The organism is Stenotrophomonas panacihumi, assembly GCF_001431645.1.
GTDB lineage: Bacteria > Pseudomonadota > Gammaproteobacteria > Xanthomonadales > Xanthomonadaceae > Stenotrophomonas_A > Stenotrophomonas_A panacihumi.
The window spans coordinates 1-17,640 of record NZ_LLXU01000133.1; the positions used below are offsets into that span (position 1 = coordinate 1).

Annotated in this window: 14 protein-coding genes and 1 pseudogene; 7 read left to right on the forward strand and 8 right to left on the reverse strand. The window is 69.3% G+C overall.

Translation table 11 applies throughout. From position 1 onward, the window contains the following. The first annotated feature begins 297 nt into the window (after nucleotides 1-297). From ARC20_RS17160 to ARC20_RS17170, 3 genes are all read left to right on the forward strand, one after another. A complete protein-coding gene (locus ARC20_RS17160; protein ID WP_081418259.1) occupies nucleotides 298-975 on the forward strand; it encodes a TetR/AcrR family transcriptional regulator in 678 nt (225 codons plus the stop codon). A gap of 139 nt (nucleotides 976-1,114) precedes the next feature. Next, the gene (locus ARC20_RS17165; protein ID WP_057649300.1) at nucleotides 1,115-1,771 is read left to right on the forward strand and encodes a protein-L-isoaspartate O-methyltransferase family protein; all 657 of its coding nucleotides are present in this window, start codon (nucleotides 1,115-1,117) and stop codon (nucleotides 1,769-1,771) included. Nucleotides 1,772-1,787: 16 nt separating this feature from the next. Next, the gene (locus ARC20_RS17170) at nucleotides 1,788-3,155 is read left to right on the forward strand and encodes a TolC family outer membrane protein (RefSeq protein WP_057649301.1); all 1,368 of its coding nucleotides are present in this window, start codon (nucleotides 1,788-1,790) and stop codon (nucleotides 3,153-3,155) included. Nucleotides 3,156-3,227: 72 nt separating this feature from the next. Here the strand turns inward: ARC20_RS17170 and waaA are convergent, their stop codons facing one another. Continuing rightward, nucleotides 3,228-4,553, reverse strand: coding sequence for a lipid IV(A) 3-deoxy-D-manno-octulosonic acid transferase (gene waaA / locus ARC20_RS17175; protein ID WP_057649302.1), 1,326 nt, complete (start codon nucleotides 4,551-4,553; stop codon nucleotides 3,228-3,230). Between the two features lie 70 nt (nucleotides 4,554-4,623). Here waaA and ARC20_RS17180 point away from each other — a divergent pair, with 70 nt between their 5' ends. Further along, on the forward strand, nucleotides 4,624-5,556 hold the full coding sequence (locus ARC20_RS17180) for an LpxL/LpxP family Kdo(2)-lipid IV(A) lauroyl/palmitoleoyl acyltransferase (protein WP_057649303.1): 933 nt from the start codon (nucleotides 4,624-4,626) through the stop codon (nucleotides 5,554-5,556). Here the strand turns inward: ARC20_RS17180 and ARC20_RS17185 are convergent, their stop codons facing one another. From ARC20_RS17185 to ARC20_RS18580, 5 genes and pseudogenes are all read right to left on the reverse strand, one after another. Next, nucleotides 5,557-6,876: an O-antigen ligase family protein gene (locus tag ARC20_RS17185; RefSeq protein ID WP_057649304.1), complete on the reverse strand. Its 1,320-nt coding sequence runs from the start codon at nucleotides 6,874-6,876 to the stop codon at nucleotides 5,557-5,559. It lies immediately after the preceding gene. Then, a complete protein-coding gene (locus tag ARC20_RS17190; RefSeq protein WP_057649305.1) occupies nucleotides 6,857-7,969 on the reverse strand; it encodes a glycosyltransferase in 1,113 nt (370 codons plus the stop codon). Before ARC20_RS17190 ends, ARC20_RS17185 begins: the two co-directional genes overlap by 20 nt. Nucleotides 7,970-8,276: 307 nt before the next feature. Continuing rightward, nucleotides 8,277-10,343, reverse strand: a pseudogene (locus ARC20_RS17195) (peptidase domain-containing ABC transporter); the annotation flags it as partial. Between the two features lie 25 nt (nucleotides 10,344-10,368). Then, entirely contained in the window at nucleotides 10,369-11,646 is a 1,278-nt protein-coding gene (locus ARC20_RS17200; RefSeq protein WP_057649306.1) for an HlyD family secretion protein, read from the reverse strand. A 68-nt stretch (nucleotides 11,647-11,714) separates the two neighbouring features. Next, complete coding sequence (locus ARC20_RS18580; RefSeq protein ID WP_161809499.1) at nucleotides 11,715-11,864, reverse strand: hypothetical protein; 150 nt, start codon at nucleotides 11,862-11,864, stop codon at nucleotides 11,715-11,717. 28 nt (nucleotides 11,865-11,892) lie between these two features. On the opposite strand from ARC20_RS18580, the gene ARC20_RS18435 reads away from it, so the two are divergent. After that, nucleotides 11,893-12,174 (forward strand): hypothetical protein, encoded by a 282-nt coding sequence (locus ARC20_RS18435; RefSeq protein WP_146165864.1) that lies wholly within the window; start codon nucleotides 11,893-11,895, stop codon nucleotides 12,172-12,174. Nucleotides 12,175-12,226: 52 nt separating this feature from the next. Further along, on the forward strand, nucleotides 12,227-12,589 hold the full coding sequence (locus tag ARC20_RS17205) for a helix-turn-helix transcriptional regulator (RefSeq protein WP_057649307.1): 363 nt from the start codon (nucleotides 12,227-12,229) through the stop codon (nucleotides 12,587-12,589). Nucleotides 12,590-12,645: 56 nt separating this feature from the next. Here the strand turns inward: ARC20_RS17205 and ARC20_RS17210 are convergent, their stop codons facing one another. Then, entirely contained in the window at nucleotides 12,646-14,934 is a 2,289-nt protein-coding gene (locus tag ARC20_RS17210) for an NADP-dependent malic enzyme (RefSeq protein WP_057649308.1), read from the reverse strand. 166 nt (nucleotides 14,935-15,100) lie between these two features. Continuing rightward, nucleotides 15,101-16,462: a dicarboxylate/amino acid:cation symporter gene (locus tag ARC20_RS17215; protein ID WP_057649309.1), complete on the reverse strand. Its 1,362-nt coding sequence runs from the start codon at nucleotides 16,460-16,462 to the stop codon at nucleotides 15,101-15,103. 230 nt (nucleotides 16,463-16,692) lie between these two features. Here ARC20_RS17215 and ARC20_RS17220 point away from each other — a divergent pair. Beyond that, the coding region (locus tag ARC20_RS17220) for an OprO/OprP family phosphate-selective porin (protein WP_057649310.1) at nucleotides 16,693-17,640 on the forward strand (948 nt) is incomplete at its 3' end.

The window sequence follows — 17,640 nt, forward strand, 5'->3', positions numbered from 1 at the left end:
CTCGTTGAGTTGTGTTTTGTTTCTCAGGAAGAGGGCGTCATGCGCACTCGAGCGCGGCCTCGTGGGCCGGAGGATGTGTATAAGGCACGGGCCGCCCCCCCAGGCGGGGCGGGCGCGGGGGGGGCCGGTTTGCCGCCCCCGCCGCAGCCGGACAAAAGAAGAGCGAACAGGCTACCGCCGATCCAGGAAGCAGTACTCGGGCGCATGGAAGTGTTCCGGCCTTGGAAAAGTGAGGGATGAATATTGAACCTTTCGGTATAGTATAAATATAGAACCGAATGGTCTAGTATTCGTTTCATGTCGACCTCGATCTCAACCCAGCCCCCCAAGGTGGCCGCCAAGGGCGGCGCCGGCAAAGGCAATGGACCCGGGCGACCCAAGGATCTGGGCAAGCGTGCCGCCATCCTCCAGGCGGCCAAGTCACTGTTCGTCGAGCAGGGGTATGCCGGCGTGAGCATGGATGGCATCGCCGCGCTGGCGGGCGTGTCCAAGCTCACCGTCTACAGCCACTTCGGCGACAAGGAGACCCTGTTCTCCGAGGCGATCCGCGCGCAGTGCCAGGAGATGATGCCCGACGACCTGTTCGAGCACGCCCCCAAGGGCACGCTGCGCCAGCAGCTGATCGGCATCGGCGAGGCGTTTTTCGCGATGATCAGCTCGGACGCGGCCATCGCCACCCACCGCATGATGCTGGCCCCGGGCACGGGCGACGGACACATCCGCGAGATGTTCTGGACCGCCGGCCCGAAGCGCACCCAGCAGTCGCTGGCCGACTTCCTGGCCGCCCGCATGGGCACCGGCGAGCTGGACATCCCGGACCTGGCGCTGGCGGCCTCGCAATTCTTCTGCCTGCTCAAGGGCGAGCTGCACCCGATGATGATGTGCGGCCTCGGCGGCACGCCCACCGCGGCCGACGTGCACCGCCACGTGGCGGCCAGCGTGGACTTCTTCCTGCGTGCCTATGCCCCGCGCTGAATGCGGGCCGCCCGAGCCGGTGGTCGCGGTGACTTCCGGCACTGCGACCCCTTGGCCCCCCCGGTAATGCTACGAGCGCGCCGAGCAGCCGCTTCACCGGTAAAATGCCCGCCCCACCGTGTAGTTGGATAACGCCCCCATGACGATCGATTTCTCCCAGGCCCGCGAAAAGATGGTCGAGCAGCAGATTCGTCCCTGGGACGTCCTGGACCTGCGCGTCCTCGAGGTCCTGGCGCGCCTGCCTCGCGAGGCGTTCGTGCCGCAGGCCTACCAGGCCCTGGCCTATGCCGACCTGGAGATCCCGCTGGCGGGCGGCCAGAAAATGATGAAGCCGGTGGTGGAAGGCCGCATGCTGCAGGCGCTGGACCTGCAGCCGGGCGAAGACGTGCTCGAGATCGGTACCGGCAGCGGTTTCGCGACCGCCTGCCTGGCCGCGCTGGGCCGCGAAGTGGTCAGCCTGGAAATCGACCCGGCGCTGGCCGCCGGGGCGCGTGCCGCGCTGGACGCCACCGGCCTGGGCAGCAACGTGCGCATCGAAACCGCGGACGTGTTCGCATGGCAGAGCGAGCGTCGCTTCGATGCCATCTGCGTGACCGGCGCCGTCGATACGCTGCCCGCGCAGTTCCTGCAGTGGTTGCGCCCGGAAGGCCGCCTGTTCGTCGTGCGCGGTCACGATCCGGTGATGGAAGCCGTCCTTGTCCGCGCCGATGTCAACGGTCCGCGCGTCGAGTCGTTGTTCGAGACCGACATCGCCTACCTGCATGGCGCGGCCCCCACGCCCCAGTTCAAATTCTGAATCCCAAGGAAGCCCTATGATTCGCCGATCCCTCGCCCTGGCGCTGGCCGCCGCCCTGTCACCGATGGCCGCGCAGGCCGCCGATCTGTTGCAGGTCTACGAAATGGCCCGCAATGGCGATCCGCAGCTGTCGTCGGCGGAGTCGACCCGGCTGTACAACAAGGAAGGCCAGGTGCAGGCCATGGCCGCGCTGCTGCCGCAGCTGGATGGCAGTGCGTCGCTGACGCGCTCGCGCACCGATTACGACGGCATCAGCGGCTCGGTCACCACCAAGTCGCGCCGCTACGCGGTCGATGGCACCCAGACCGTGTTCAACTGGTCGCAGTTCGCCAACCTCAAGGCCGAGAAGGAAATCAGCAAGGCGGCTGATTTCACCCTCGAATCGGCCAACGACGACCTGATCGTGCGCACCTCGGCCGCCTACTTCAACGTGCTGGTGGGCATCGAGTCGCTGGCCGCCGCCGAGACCAACGAAGCCGCCGCCAAGAAGCAGTTCGACTACGCCGACAAGCGCCTGGAAGTCGGCCTGGCGCCGATCACCGACGTGCACGAAGCGCGCGCCGAGTACGACCAGGCCCGCGCCAACACCATCCTGGCCCGCAACAACCTCAAGGACTACTACCAGGCGCTCACCGAGCTCACCGGCCAGCCGGTCACCGGCCTGCGTGCGCTGCCGGAAGAGTGGCGCCCGGAAGTGCCGGCCCAGTACAGCAACGTCGATGAGCTGGTCAGCAGCGCCGTGACCGACAACCCGGCGCTGAAGGCGCAGGGCCTGCAGGTCAGCGCCGCCGAGTCCAGCGTGTCGGCGGCCCGTGCGGGCCACTACCCGACCCTGACCTTGGGCGGCAGCTGGGGCAAGAGCGCACAGTGGGGCGACAGCACCGGCGCAGGCACCCAGACGCCGGATACCACCACCAACTCCATCGGCCTGACCCTCTCCGTGCCGATCTTCTCCGGTGGCGCGACCCAGTCGCGCGTGCGCCAGGCCCTGGCCCAGCGCGACATCCAGCAGGACACCTTCGAGCAGCAGAAGCGCGCCCTGGACCGCAACACCCGCAATGCCTACCAGACCGTGGTCGCGGGCATCAGCGAAGTGGAAGCCCGCCGCCTGGCGGTGGTCTCGGCGCAGGCGGCGTTCGACGCCTCGCAGGTCGGCCTGGAAGTCGGTACCCGCACCGTGCTGGACGTGGTGCAGAACCAGCGCACCCTGTTCGCCGCGCAGGTGGACTACGTGCAGGCCCGCTACAACTTCCTGCAGAACCGCCTGCTGCTGGCGCAGGCCACCGGCAAGCTCGACATCGCCGACCTGCAGGACATCAACCGCATGCTGACCCAGGATGCGGAGTCCAAGCTGCAGAACGCCAACGACGCGATGCAGCAGTAACCGCATCGCGCGACGCGCAAGCAAAAAGGGCGGCCTTCAAGCCGCCCTTTTCGTTTCCGGCGTTCGCTTCGCTCAACCGGCTTTCGGCTTGTCCACGTCCATCGCCACCGGCGGCAAATGCGGCGCCACCTGCACCAGCGTACGCGCGACCGCACCGCGCCCGTTGGCCACCAGCGCCAGGCCGGCATCGCGCATGACCTCCCGCGCCTGCGGGTCGGACAGCAAGGCCTCCAACGACTCGCCCACGCCCTCCACGTCCTCGCGGATCGCCACCGCGCCGGCTTCGCGCATGCGCCGCGAGATTTCCGCGAAGTTGTGCAGGTGTGGCCCGGTGACCGCCGGCGTACCGACCGCCGCCGGTTCGAGCAGGTTGTGCCCGCCGATCGGCTGCAGGCTGCCGCCGACGAAGGCGACCTGCGCGCAGGCGTAGAACGCCATCAGCTCGCCGAGCGTATCGATGACGAACACCTGCGTATCGGCCTGCGGCCAGCGCTGCTGCTTGCGCGTGGCCACGGTCCAGCCCTGTTCGCGCGCCTGCGCCTCGACCTTGGGGAAGCGTTCCGGATGGCGCGGCGCCCACAGCAGCAGCAAGTCGGGAAACACGCGCGCCAGCCGCCGGTGCAGCTCGATGACCGCCGCCTCCTCGCCTTCGTGCGTGCTGGCGGCGATCCATACCGGCCGCGTGGCCGGCACGCGCTCGCCGAACTCGGCGACGAAGCCCGGCAGCTGCTCGGGCACGGCGATGTCGAATTTCAGGTTGCCCAGCGCGACCACCTGCTCGGGCCGCGCGCCGAGGCGCACGAAGCGTTCGGCGTCGTCCTGCGATTGCGCGCACACGCACGTCACCGTGCGCAGCGCGCGGCTGATCAGCGGCGCCAGCAGGCGATAGCCGCGCAGCGAACGCGCCGACAGGCGCGCGTTGAGGATGTACACCGGGATGCCGCGGTCGCGGCAGCCGAACAACATGTTCGGCCACAGCTCGGTTTCCAGGATCAGCGCCAGGCTGGGCTGGAAATGGCCGAGGAACCGCCCGACGCTGCCGGGCACGTCGTACGGCAGGTAGACGTGGTCCACCGCATCGCCCCACAGCGCGCGCACGCGCTCGGAGCCGGTCGGCGTGATGGTGGTGATGACCCAGCGGATGTCCGGGCGCTGCGCGCGCAGCGCGTTGACCATCGGCGCGGCGGCGTTGACCTCGCCCACCGACACCGCGTGCACCCACACCTGCGGCCGGCCGCAACCGCTCGGATAGGCAGCGTAACGCTCGCTCCAGCGGTTGAAGTATTCGCGCACGCGGAAGCCGCGCCACACCAGGTGGTACACGGTGATCGGCAGCAATACATACAGCAGGGCCGAGTACAGCCCGCGCAACAACCATTCGACAGGGTCTTTCCGCATCGGCGAAGGATACGACGCCGGCCACCCCGGGCGCGACGCGGCCCCGGGCCGGGGGCGATAGAATGACGCCATGTCAGAGCCTGCCGACGTCGCCACCCGCCCTTCCCTGCTCAAGCCGGCACATTGGCCGATGTACCTCGCCCTGGTGGTGATGGTGGCCGCCGGCCGGCTGCCGTGGCTGCTGCAGCGCGCGCTTGGCCGGGGCGTCGGCTGGATCGCCTTCCACGTGGCGGGCACCCGCCGCCGCGCCGCCGAGGTCAACCTGCGGCTGTGCTTCCCCGAACAGGACGACGCCTGGCGCGCGCGCCTGCTGCGCGACAGCTTCGATGCGCTCGGCGTCGGCCTGTTCGAGTTTGCCCGTGCGTGGTGGGGCAGCATCGACGTCATTCGCCCGCGCGTGCGCATCGAAGGCATCGAGCACCTGCGCGCGTTGCAAGCCGAAGGCCGCGGCGTGCTGCTGGTGTCCGGCCACTTCATGACGCTGGAGATGTGCGGGCGCCTGCTGTGCGATTACGTCCCGCTGGCCGGCATGTACCGCCGCCACCGCAACCCGGTGTTCGAATGGGCGGTCAAGCGCGGGCGCCTGCGCTATGCGCAGGCGATGTTCGCCAACGAGGACCTGCGCGCCACCATCAAGCACCTCAAGAAGGGCGGCTTGCTGTGGTACGCGCCGGACCAGGACATGCGCGGCAAGGACACCGTGTTCGTGCCGTTCTTCGGCCACCCGGCGGCCACCATCACCGCCACGCACCAGCTTTCGCGCCTGACCGGCTGCGCGGTGGTGCCGTACTTCCATCGTCGCGAGGGCGGTGGTTACGTCCTGCGCGTGGGCGCGCCGCTGCCGGGCATTCCGTCCGACGACGTCGTGGCCGACACCGCGCAGGTCAACGCGTCGATCGAGGACATGGTGCGCGAGGCGCCCGACCAGTACCTGTGGATCCACCGCCGCTTCAAGCGCCAGCCCGACGGCGGCCCGAAGCTGCGCATGTACCAGCAGCCCTGATCACGCCGGCTCGCGGCGGTCCTCATTGAGCAATGCGCCGGCATACAGGCCGGCCAGCATCAGCGTCAGCCCGCCCCAGAAGCTCGAATAGAACGCCAGATGCGTGTTGAGCGGGAACACCGTGACCAGCAGCGCCACCATCGCCGGCCGCGCCTGTTCGCGTGCCGCCGGGCTGGAGTAACGCCACGCGCGCCACGCCTGCGCGATGCCCGCCATCCACAGGATCAGGCCCAGCACGCCGGTCTCGGCGAGGATCTCCAGCACGATCTGGTGCGCGTGGAAGGCCGGGCCTTCGCCCCAGGCGGGCGCGTGGCCGGGATCGGGGTCGCATTGCGGATACGCCTCGCGGAAACCGCGCGCGCCCACGCCGTTGAGCGGATGCTCGCGCACCATGCACAGCGCCGCCGACCAGATCTGCGCGCGTCCGGACAACGCCGCGTCCACGCCTTCGCTGCCCGCGCCCACCATCGTGGTGGTACGCATCACGCGCTCATGCACCTGCGGCGAGACGTTGAACAGCGCCACCCCGCCGAGCACCGCGGCCACGCCCACCGCCGCCATGCCGCGCCAGCCGATCAAGCGGCCGCCGGAGAACAGCAGCACCAGCGCATAGGTGATCCACGCCGCGCGCGCGCCGGCCATCACCACCACCGCGCCGCACGCCAGCGCCACCAGGGCCCACGCCAAGCGGCCACGCGCGGCGGCGGCGAACAGCAGGAACGGCGACAGGCTGGCCAGCGTCTGGCCGAACTTCAGGTTGCACGGGCCGAGCAGGCCGCTCAGGCGGTCGACCGCGGCAATCTCCTGCGGCGTGCACAGGCCATGGCCGCTGATCGCCCACTTGAGCTGGTCCATCGACCAGAACAGCGGGCTGGTGCCCCACGCGGCCTGCAGCAGCGCATCGAGCGTCCACACCGCGCCGATGATCGCCAGGCCCCCGAACGTGCGCCGGCGCCGCACCGGGTCGGCCACTGCGATCGCGCACAGCCACATGAAGGGGAGGTAGCGCAGGTCGGTCAGCGATTTGCGCAGCGCCAGCGGCACGTCGATGGCGTCGAAGGAGGAGAGCAGTTCCGGCAGCCAGTAGGCGAGGAACAGCACGCTGGTCAGCGCCCACGCCGCGCCGCTGAGCAGCTGCGTGCCGCCACGGAAGCGCCGGCGCAGCAGGCGCCAGGTCGCGAACACCGCGCCGAGCGAGAGCACCGTCTCGGCCAGGCCCGGCGCCGGCCACAGCGCGACGAAGACGATCACCCACACCGGCGCCCAGCGCCCGGCATGCGGTGGCAACGGCGCGATCGCGTCAGCGGGGGCGTTCGGCATAGACCTTCAGGGTGCTGTCCTGCATCGCCTGCAGGGTATAGGGAATGCGCGCCAGCGGTGCAGGCGGCTGCGCGAGCAGGTCTGCGGCCTGGCGGGCCAGCGCGTCTTCGTCGAAGGGCGCCACCGCACCGCGCGGCTGCAGTTCGTCCAGCAGTTCGCCCACGCCGCCATGCGCCCAGCCCAGCACCGGGCGGCCCACCGACAGCGCCTCCAGCACGGTGCGGCCGAAGGCCTCGGGCTTGCGCGAGAGCTGCAACACCAGGTCGCAGGCCGCATAGGCTTCGGCGATGCGCGAGGTCGGCTCGGTGAAGGCGACGGCGTCGGCGATGCCCAGGCGCGCGGCCTCCGCTTCCAGTTCGCGAATGTAATCCTCGCGTCCTGGCTCGCGGGCGCCGGGCAGCCACAGGCGCGCGCCAGCGCCCTCGGCGCGCAGCCGCGCCAGCAGGCGCAGTCCGTCGATGTGGCCTTTCAGCCGGGTGCCGCGACCGGGCAGCAGCAGCAACGGTCCCGCGCCCGCCAACGCCGGCACTTCGGACTGTGCCCATTCGCGGGCCTTCGCATCGGGCCGTGGCCGGCGCGGGAACTGCGCCATGTCGATGCCGCGCGGGATCGTGCGCAGCTTGTGCGGGTCGGTGTTCGGATAGTGCTGCAGCACGTACTCGCGCACGGTGCGCGAGACGCAGATCACCCGCTCGCCGCAGGTCATCACGGCGCTGTAGCGGCCGGGCGAGTTGAGCCCGTGCACGGTGGTGATGAAGCGCGGGCGCAAGTCGTCGGAGATGCCGCGCAACGCATACCAGCCCAGCCAGGCCGGCAGGCGGGAACGCGCGTGGACGATGTCGGCGCCCAGCTCGACGAACAGCCGGCGCAGCGCGGGCACGTGGCGCAACGTCAGCAGCGACTTGCGGCCGATATCCAGGGTGACGTGTTCGGCGCCGCTGGCCAGCAACGGCTGCACCAGCCGGCCGCCGGCGGAGACCACGACGGCGCGGTGCCCGGCGCGGACCAGCGCCTGGGCAATTTCCAGCGTGGAGCGTTCGACGCCGCCCGAATGCAGGGCCGGCAGCAGCTGCACCACGGTCAGGCGGTGCATCGGGCGTGGATCAGTCGACCAGCACGAAGATCGAGCCGCAGTACGGGCACTGGGCCTGCTGGTTCGGCTCGTCCTCGATCGGCAGGTAGACGCGCGGATGCGAGTTCCACAGCGCCATCTCCGGGGTCGGGCAGCTCAGCGGCAGCTCGCTGCGGTGCACGTTGTAGCGCTTTTCGGCGTTGGCGGGCGCGGTGGCGGTATGGCTCATGGCGGGGGTCGCTGGCAGACGGAACGGATCGGCGCATTCTACCAGCGGGTGGGGTCGGGGCGACGTCGTCAGGCCGGAAGGGCCGCCCCCCACGAGCGGCTGCGGGCGGAGTTCCTCGACGATCCGCCCGCCCTCCAGCACCAGGACGCGGTCCGCGCTGGCGATGGTTTCCGGCCGGTGGGCGACGATCACCCGGGTCAGCCGCAGTTGGCGCACCGCTTCGCTGACCTGCTGCTCGCGCGCCACGTCCAGGTGGCTGGTGGCTTCGTCGAGCACCAGCACGCGCGGACGGCGGTACAGCGCGCGCGCCAGGATCAGCCGCTGCTTCTGCCCGCCGGACAACGCGCTGCCCATGTCGCCGATCAGCCCGTGGTAGCCCATCGGCATGGCGAGGATGTCCTCGTGTACCGCCGCCAGCCGCGCGGCCTCCTCCACCCGCGCCAGGTCGAAGGCCGGGTCGAAGAAGCTGATGTTGTCGGCGATGCTGCCGGCGAACAGCTGGTCGTCCTGCATCACCACGCCGAACATCGACCGCGCCCGCGCCGGCCCCAGCCGCCACAGGTCTTCGCCGCCAAGGCGGATCGTGCCGCCCTGCGGCCGCTGCAGGCCGAGCAGCAGCTTGAGCAGCGTGCTCTTGCCGCACCCGGACGCGCCGATGATCGCCACCGACTCGCCCTCCTCCACCCGCAGGCTGCACGCCTCCAGCACCCATGGCTCGCCCTCGGCATAGCGGAAGCGCACGTCCTCGAAGGCGATGGACGCCACCGCCGGCAGCGCCGCCGCGCCCGTACCCGTGGCCTCGTCCGGGGTGGCAAGCACCACGTCGGCCAGCCGTTCGCCATGCAGGCGGAGCATGCGCAGCTCCATCGCCTTGTCGATCAGCGCGGACATGCGCGCGGCGAACTGGTCCTTGTAGGCCAGGTACGCGACCAGCATGCCGACGGAGAACACCCCGCGCAGGGCAAGCACGGCGGCGATCCACACCACCGCCACGCGCTCCAGCCCGAACACCACCTGGCTGGCGGTGCCGAACCCCAGCTCCAGCCGCGCCACGCGGACTTCGGCATTGACGGTATCGACCATCTGGTTCTCGTACGCGGCACGGCGGCGTGGCTCCTCGCCGGCCACCTTCAGGCTCTGGATGCCGCGCAGCGATTCCAGCAGGTGGCTTTCCTGCCGCGCGGCCGCCACCAGCTGGCGCTCGGTGCCGTCGCGCAACGGCCGAAACGCCAGCGCGCGGATGACCAGGTAGGCGAGCACCGCGCCCAGCGTCACCATCGCCAGCTTCCAGCTGTACACCAGCATCAGCACCAGCGTGACCACTGCCATCAGGCCATCGATCAGCGCCTCGACGAAGCTGGTGGTCAAGGTTTGCTGGATCGCCTGCACCGAGCCCAGCCGCGAGGTGATGTCGCCGAGGTGGCGCTTGGCGAAGAAATCCAGCGGCAGCCGCAGCAGGTGCGCGAACACGTTGCCCATCCATTGCAGCCCGAGCGAGGCCGACAGCTGCACCACCGTCCAGCCCCGCAGCAGGCCGATGGCCACCTGCAGCAGCAGCGCCAGCCCGAAGCCCAGGCCCAGCACGGTGAGCAGGTCGCGGTCGGCCGAGACCAGCACCTGGTCAATCACCCACTGCGAGTAGAACGGCGCCAGCACCACGAAAACCTGCAGCGCCAACGACAATGCCAGCACCTGCGCCAGCGACGACCACAGGCCGCGCACGCGGCCGGTGAGCTGGCGGACCGAGATAGACGGCGCCCGACGGCGCGGCTGGAAGCGCGCGTTGGGCATCAGCTCCAGCGCGATGCCGGTGAAGTGGCGCGAAACCCCGGCCAGCGACAGGCGGCGCTCACCCAACGCCGGGTCGAAGATCGTCACCGTGCCGCGCGCCACCTTCGACAGCACGACGAAGTGGTTGAGATCCCAATGCAGAATGCAGGGCAGGCGCAGCTGGCCGAGATGCGCGATGTCCAGCCGCAACGGCCGCGCGGACAGGCCGAGCTCCTGCGCGATGGTGACCAGCTGGCCCAGCGAGGCGCCCTTGAGGGACGTGGCATGCCGCTGCCGCAACTCGGCCAGGGTCGTCGCATGGCCATGCGCGGTGGCGATCATCGCCACCGCGGCGAGCCCGCCTTCGGCGGCTTCGGATTGCAGGATCGGCTTCACGTCGGCTCCAGCGCCCGCGACGGACTCATGGCGTGCCCGCCGCGATATCCACGCGGCCGGTCAGGGTATAGAGCGGCTCGAAGATCCACTCCACCAGGCGCCGGCGCTCGCCCAGGATGTCCGCCTCCAGCAGCATGCCCGGATGCAGCGGCTCGGCATGGCCGTACGCGGTGACGCGCTGCCGCCGCAGCGCCACCACCACGCGGTAGTGGGGCTCGCTGGCATTGCTCCCCAGCGCGCTGAGCTGCAGTTCGCGTTGCCCGAGCGCGGTGCGCCCGACCCGCCGCACCACGCCGCGCTGGTGGCCGAACTTCTGGTACGGATACGCCTGGTAACGCAGCATCACGGCGTCGCCGGGCGCGATGAAGCCGATCGCACGGCTGGGCACCCACAGCTCGGCTTCCAGCGTGGCATCGGCCGGCACCAGCATCAGCAATGCCTGCCCGGCCTGCACCGCCTGCCCCGCCTTGACCAGCTGGGCCGCGACCACGCCGTCGAGGCTGGCGTTGAGGGCCTGCGCGCCACGCGCGTCGGTTTCGACCTGTTCCTGCGCCAACTGCGCCAGGGCGCGACGATGTTCCGCCTGCGCGGCCAGGCGCTGCCCCGGCAGCTCGGCCAGCGCCTGCTCGAGTTGTGCGATCGCCCGTTGGCCCGCCGCCGCCGCGCGCTGCATCGCCTGCAGCTGGCCGGCGTAGTCGAGCACGCTGGCCTGCTGCTGCTCCACCTGCGCGGCGCTGACATAGCGCCCGACGTGCAATTGCTGCAGCCGCGACAGCGACTGCCGCGCCAGCGCCAGCGCCTCGCCACGCACCTGGATCTCCGCGGCCACCTGGGCCTGCTCGCCACGCGCGGCCGCCAACTGCGCGCGCAACCCGCGTGCCTGGGTGTCCAGCACGTGCTCGCGTGCTTGCTGCGCCGCCTGCTGGCCCTCGTGCCGTTCGCGCAGGCGCGAGGACAGCGTGGCGATCGCATCGGCGCCGCTGGCCGTGGTCAACGGGGTATCGAGCCGCAACAGGGGCTGGCCCGCCTGTACACGCCCGCCCTCCTCCACCTTCAATGACGCCACCACGCCCGCCGCAGGCGCCACCACCGTCACCGCACCCCGCACCGGCACCAGCTGGCCGACCACCCGCGTGCGACGGGTATACGTCGCCAGCAGGATGAAAAGCAGCACCACGAGGGCTACCGCAATCGCCAGCATGGCCAGCACCCCGGCCGAGCGCGGGCGCGCCAGCGAAATGCTCCCCAGCCAGCTTTCGCGCCGCGCCTCCAGCACTTCCCTCCGGAACAGCTCGTTGCTCATGTCATGCGCTCCCGCGTGCAGGCGTCACGCGGGCACCGCCATGGCGGCGCCCGCGCATCGTGGCTGTATCAGCAGAAGCCCAGGCCGAACATCTTGAATGCCACGAACTTCGCCTTGGCGAAGGCGAAGGACCCGAAAGCCGGTGCGCACACCAGCGGCATGAAGCAGAAGAAGCCACCATCGATGGCGGCGATCTCGGATGGGGTCAGCTCACGCATGCACATTTCTCCTCTCTGGATGGATGGAATGGAACGACGTCTCGCCGGCTCGCACCACGTCGTCGCGACATGCGAAGAACGCCGAGGTGCGATCGGCCGGCGCATGGTGCTCGGCGGCTACGCACGCAACAACGACGAAACGGCATGCGTTTGCGATTTCGTCGGGCGCGTCACCCTGGAAGTGGACTTCTCCCACGCCGTGCATGCGCACGCGTCAATTCCGCTGACCTCCCGCGTCCGGCCTCCCGTCTGCACGACGTTACGGGGAGCAGCGCCATCACCATTGGACAAGATGCGTCAGAATTGCTGACAGTCCGTCCATCTGTCGTTTCACGCGCTATCTTCTCCACTAGGAGAAGTTCATGGAACATGATCTCGGAAACCGGATCAGGGGGGCACGAAGAATCGCGGGCGTCACGCAAGCGGAGCTTGCGTCGTCACTGCGCGTCAGCCGCAGCGCCGTGGCCAACTGGGAGGGTGCCAGCGGCATCTGGCCGGCGAGTGCACGGCTGTTGTCGATCGCCACGCTCACCGGCGTGTCGTACGAATGGCTGGCCACCGGCCGCGGCGTCGCCACCGATGCCACCGAAGGCCTGCCGGCGGTGCGCGGCGAGCTGGTCGACGACCCGCAGGAACTGCGCATGCTGCGCGCCTTCCGTGGCTGCCGCGCGCCGATCCGCCGCGCGCTGGTGGACATGGCCGAGTCACAACGCCACCGCCGCTGAAACGCACAAGGCCGCCCGGAGGCGGCCTTGCGTCACTGCGATTCCCGGCGCGCCGCTCAGGTGCGCTCGGTTTCCAGCTGCTTGCGGATCTGCGCATCGACCGCGGCAATGGCGGTCATGTTCATCACCCGGCGCGAGGTCGCGCTGGTGGTGAGGATGTGCACCGGCTTGGAGATACCCATCAGGATCGGGCCGATCGCCACGCCATCGGTGAACACGCGCACCAGGTTGTAGGCGATGTTCGCCGCTTCCAGGTTCGGCAGCACGAACAGGTTGGCGCGGCCCTTCAGCGTGCTGTTGGGCATGATCTTCTGGCGCAGCGCCTCGTCCCAGGCGGTGTCGCCCTGCATCTCGCCGTCGATGTTGAGCTTGGGGTTGCGCTTGAGCAGCAGCTCGCGCACCTCGCGCATCTTCAGCGCGTCACGCGAGGTGTGGCTGCCGAAGTTGGAGTGCGACAGCAGCGCGATCGCCGGCTCGATGCCGAACAGCTTCAGGCGATAGGCCGCCTGCAGCGTGGCCTCGGCGATCTGCTCGGCGGTCGGGTCTTCCTGCACGTGCGTGTCCAGGAAGAAGAACGCGCCCTGCTGGTTGATCACGCCGGTCATCGCCGAGGTCGAGCTCACGCGCGGCTCCAGCGGGATCACGCTGCGCACGTAGCCGAGCTTCTTGTGGAAGCGGCCGACCACGCCGGTCAGCATGGCATCGGCTTCGCCGCGGGCGACCATCACCGCGGCGATCAGCGTCGGGCGCGAGCGCATCAGTTCCTTGGCCGCGCTCACGGTGACGCCGCGGCGTTCGGTCAGGCGGTGGTAGTACTGCCAGTAATCGTTGAAGCGCGGATCGTCGAGCACGTTGGTGATCTCGAAGTCCTCGCCGGCCTTCATGCGCAGGCCCATGCGCGCGATGCGGGTCTCGATGACGTCCGGGCGGCCGATCAGGATCGGGAAGGCCAGGCCTTCATCGACCACGCTCTGCACCGCGCGCAGCACCACTTCTTCCTCGCCTTCGGCATACACCACGCGCTGCTTGTCGGCGCGCGCGGCGTCGTACACCGGCTTCATCATCAGGCTGGTGCGGTAGACGAACTGGCTCAGCTGGTCGCGGTAGGCGGCCATGTCGGCGATCGGCCGGGTGGCCACGCCCGAATCCATCGCCGCCTGCGCCACCGCCGAGGACAGTTCCACCAGCAGGCGCGGGTCGAGCGGGCGCGGGATCAGGTAATCCGGGCCGAAGCTGGGGGTTTCGCCGCCGTACGCGGCGCCCAGGTCCGAGGCCTCGCGGCGCGCCAGCGCGGCGATGGCGCGCACGCAGGCGATCTTCATGTCCTCGTTGATCGAGGTCGAGCCGACATCCAGCGCACCGCGGAACAGGTACGGGAAGCACAGCACGTTGTTGATCTGGTTGGCGTAGTCCGAGCGGCCGGTGCCGATGATCGCGTCCGGGCGCACCGCGCGCGCGGCCTCGGGCATGATTTCCGGATTCGGGTTGGCCAGCGCGAAGATCACCGGGTTCGGCGCCATCGTGGCGACCATCTCCGGGGTCAGGATGCCGGCGGCCGACAGGCCCAGGAAGATGTCCGCGCCGTCGACGATGTCCGCCAGCGTGCGCTTGTCGGTATCACGCGCGTAACGCGCCTTTTCCGGATCCAGGTCGGTACGGCCGGTGTGCAGCACGCCGTCGCGGTCGTAGGCCAGGATGTTCTCCGGCTTCAGGCCCAGCGAGACCAGCATGTTCACGCAGGAGATGCCCGCCGCGCCCATGCCGGTGGTGGCGAGCTTCACCTCGCCGATCTTCTTGCCGGTGATCTCCATGGCGTTGATCACCGCCGCGCCGACGATGATCGCGGTGCCGTGCTGGTCGTCATGGAACACCGGGATGTTCATGCGCTCGCGCAGCTTGCGCTCGACGATGAAGCACTCCGGCGCCTTGATGTCTTCCAGGTTGATGCCGCCGAAGGTCGGCTCCAGCGAGGCGATGATGTCGACCAGCTTGTCCGGGTCCTGCTCGTTGACCTCGATGTCGAACACGTCGATGCCGGCGAACTTCTGGAACAGCACGCCCTTGCCTTCCATCACCGGCTTGCCGGCGAGCGGGCCGATGTTGCCCAGGCCCAGCACCGCGGTGCCGTTGGAAATGACCGCCACCAGGTTGCCGCGCGCGGTGAGCTCGCTGGCCTGCTGCGGGTCCTCGACGATGGCCTGGCAGGCGAAGGCGACGCCCGGCGAATACGCCAGCGACAGGTCGCGCTGGGTCAGCATGGGCTTGGTGGCGATGACCTTGATCTTGCCGGCCGGGGCCATGCGGTGGTAGTCGAGGGCGGCCTTCTTGAACTCGTCGTTGGACATCGAGATTTCTGCGTGATCGAAAAGCGCGGGCGCGGCGCGAGGGGAACGATTCTACCCCCACGGGGTGACAGGCTGGCTGTCGCGCAGCTGTCGGCGGGTCATCGTGGGCATGTTGCAATGCGGCGCGGCCGCGCCCTGCAAGGGTCGCGGCCGGCCGGAAAACAGGTCAATCCGGGCTCTTGTCGTCCACCGGGACGAAGGCCGCGGCCAGCGCCGGCGGTGCGGCGTAGGGATCGGCGCCCTGGTCGAGCACGCGTGCCAACTGCTCGCGGTCCAGTGCGTTTTCCCAGCGCGATACCACCACGGTGGCCACCGCGTTGCCGACGAAGTTGGTCAGCGAGCGGCATTCGCTCATGAAGCGGTCCACGCCCAGGATCAGCGCCATGCCGGCCACCGGCACTTCGGGCACCACCGACAGCGTCGCCGCCAGCGTGATGAAGCCGGCGCCGGTCACGCCGGCCGCGCCCTTGGAGCTGAGCATCGCCACCAGCAGCAGGGTGATCTGGTGGCCGAGCGTGAGCTCGGTATTGGTGGCCTGGGCGATGAACAGCGCCGCCAGGGTCATGTAGATGTTGGTGCCGTCGAGGTTGAACGAGTAACCGGTCGGCACGACCAGGCCCACCACCGACTTGCTGCAGCCGGCCTTTTCCATCTTCTCCATTAGCGAGGGCAGCGCCGATTCGGAGGAGGACGTCCCCAGCACCAGCAGCAGCTCGGCCTTGAGGTAGCGGATCAGCTTGAGCACCGAGAAGCCGCACAGGCGCGCGACCAGGCCCAGGATCACCAGCACGAACAGCAGCGAGCTGATGTAGAACGAACCCACCAGCCAGGCCAGGTTGATCAGCGAGGCCACGCCGTACTTGCCGATGGTGAAGGCGATGGCGCCGAACGCACCGATCGGCGCGGCGCGCATCAGGATGTGCACCAGGCGGAACACCGGGGCGGTCAGCGCCTCCAGGAAGGTCTGGATCGGCTTGCCGCGCTCGCCCACCATCGCCAGCGCGATGCCGAACAGCACCGCCACGAACAGGGTCTGCAGGATGTTGCCGTCCACGAACGCGCTGACCAGCGTGTTCGGGATGATGTCCATCAGGAAGCCGACCAGCGTCAGGTCATGCGATTTTTCGACGTAGCTGTGCACCGCCGTCTGGTCGAGGTCGGCCACGTTCACGTTCATGCCCGCGCCCGGCTGCACGACGTGGGCGACGATCATGCCCACCACCAGCGCCAGCGTGGAGAAGAACAGGAAGTACACCATCGCCTTGGCGAACACGCGCCCGACCGTGCGCAGCTGGGTCATGCCCGCGATGCCGGTCACGATGGTCAGGAAGATGACCGGCGTGATGATCATCTTCACCAGCTTGATGAAGGCATCGCCCAGCGGCTTGAGCGATTCGCCCAGCGCCGGCTCGAAATGGCCGAGGATCGCGCCGAGCACGATCGCCACGACGACCTGGAAGTACAGCTGCCGGTACAGCGGCAACTTGGGGGGAGGGGACGACGGACCAGGGGTCGTGGCGATGTGCATGGCGGAACTCCAGCGGTTCGGCGCGCCGGTTGGCGCTCCTGCGGCGCACTTTTTAGCGCAGGCACGTGGCCACGGCGGATAACCTATTGGTACTAGATCGCCGTTCCGTCACGCGACACCCTTCTAGAATCAACATTCCGGCACACCGGCCGTTATCGGGATGCATGCATTGCGCCCGCCCGGCCGCCCCCACGCCGCCGGTTGTCCTCCATCACGAAAGATTTCCCGCCATGAAGCCAACCGCCCTCTTCGCCGCGCTCGCCACGACCCTGTCCCTGGCCGCGTTGCCCGCCGCCGCCTCCGCCGCCGATTTCGACAACTGGCCGACCAAGTACACCTTCGACGACGGCACCGAACTGGCCGGCACGCTGAACTTCGCCTACGACACCAACGATTTCTCCGGCGACGACCGCCTGGAGGACGACAACGGCATGCGCCGCCGCGAATTCGGCGCCACGCTGAAGAAGAAGGGCGTGTACGACGCCATGGTGTACTTCGATTTCGAGGCCCACACCTGGCTGGACGTGTTCCTGCGCGTGGAAACCAAGGCGCTGTTCGGCAACGATTTCGGCCGCTTCCGCGTCGGCTACATGAAGACCCCGGTCGGCCTGGACGGCAACACCAGCTCGCGCGCCACCAGCTTCATGGAAGTGGCGCTGCCCGTGCAGGCGTTCTATGCCGGCCGCCGTACCGGCGTCGAGTGGACCTACGAGCAGCCGCAGTACTTCCTGCAGGCCGGCGCCTACGGTGGCAAGGACCTGCAGGGCGACAACCCGGGCACCATGCAGGCCGTGCGCGGCGTGTGGACGCCGATCAAGTCGGCTGGCGACGTGCTGCACCTGGGCCTGTCGGCCTCGGTGGAGAACCCGCGCGGCTACCACAACGGCCGCGACGAGCATTTCGATGCCGCCGGCCGCCTGCGCGCGCGTCCGGAAGCCGGCCTGACCGACATCCGCCTGGTGGATTCGGGCACCCTCACCCCGGTGGACCAGATCCGCCGCGCCGGCTTCGAGGGCATCTGGATCCACGGCCCGTTCTCGCTGCAGGGTGAAGCGCTGCAGGCCAAGATCACGCGCGACGACGGCCTGTCGGACTACAGCGCCAATGGCCAGTACATCTACGGCAGCTGGATCCTCACCGGCGAATCGCGCCCGTATGCCGGTGAGGATCCAGCTGCC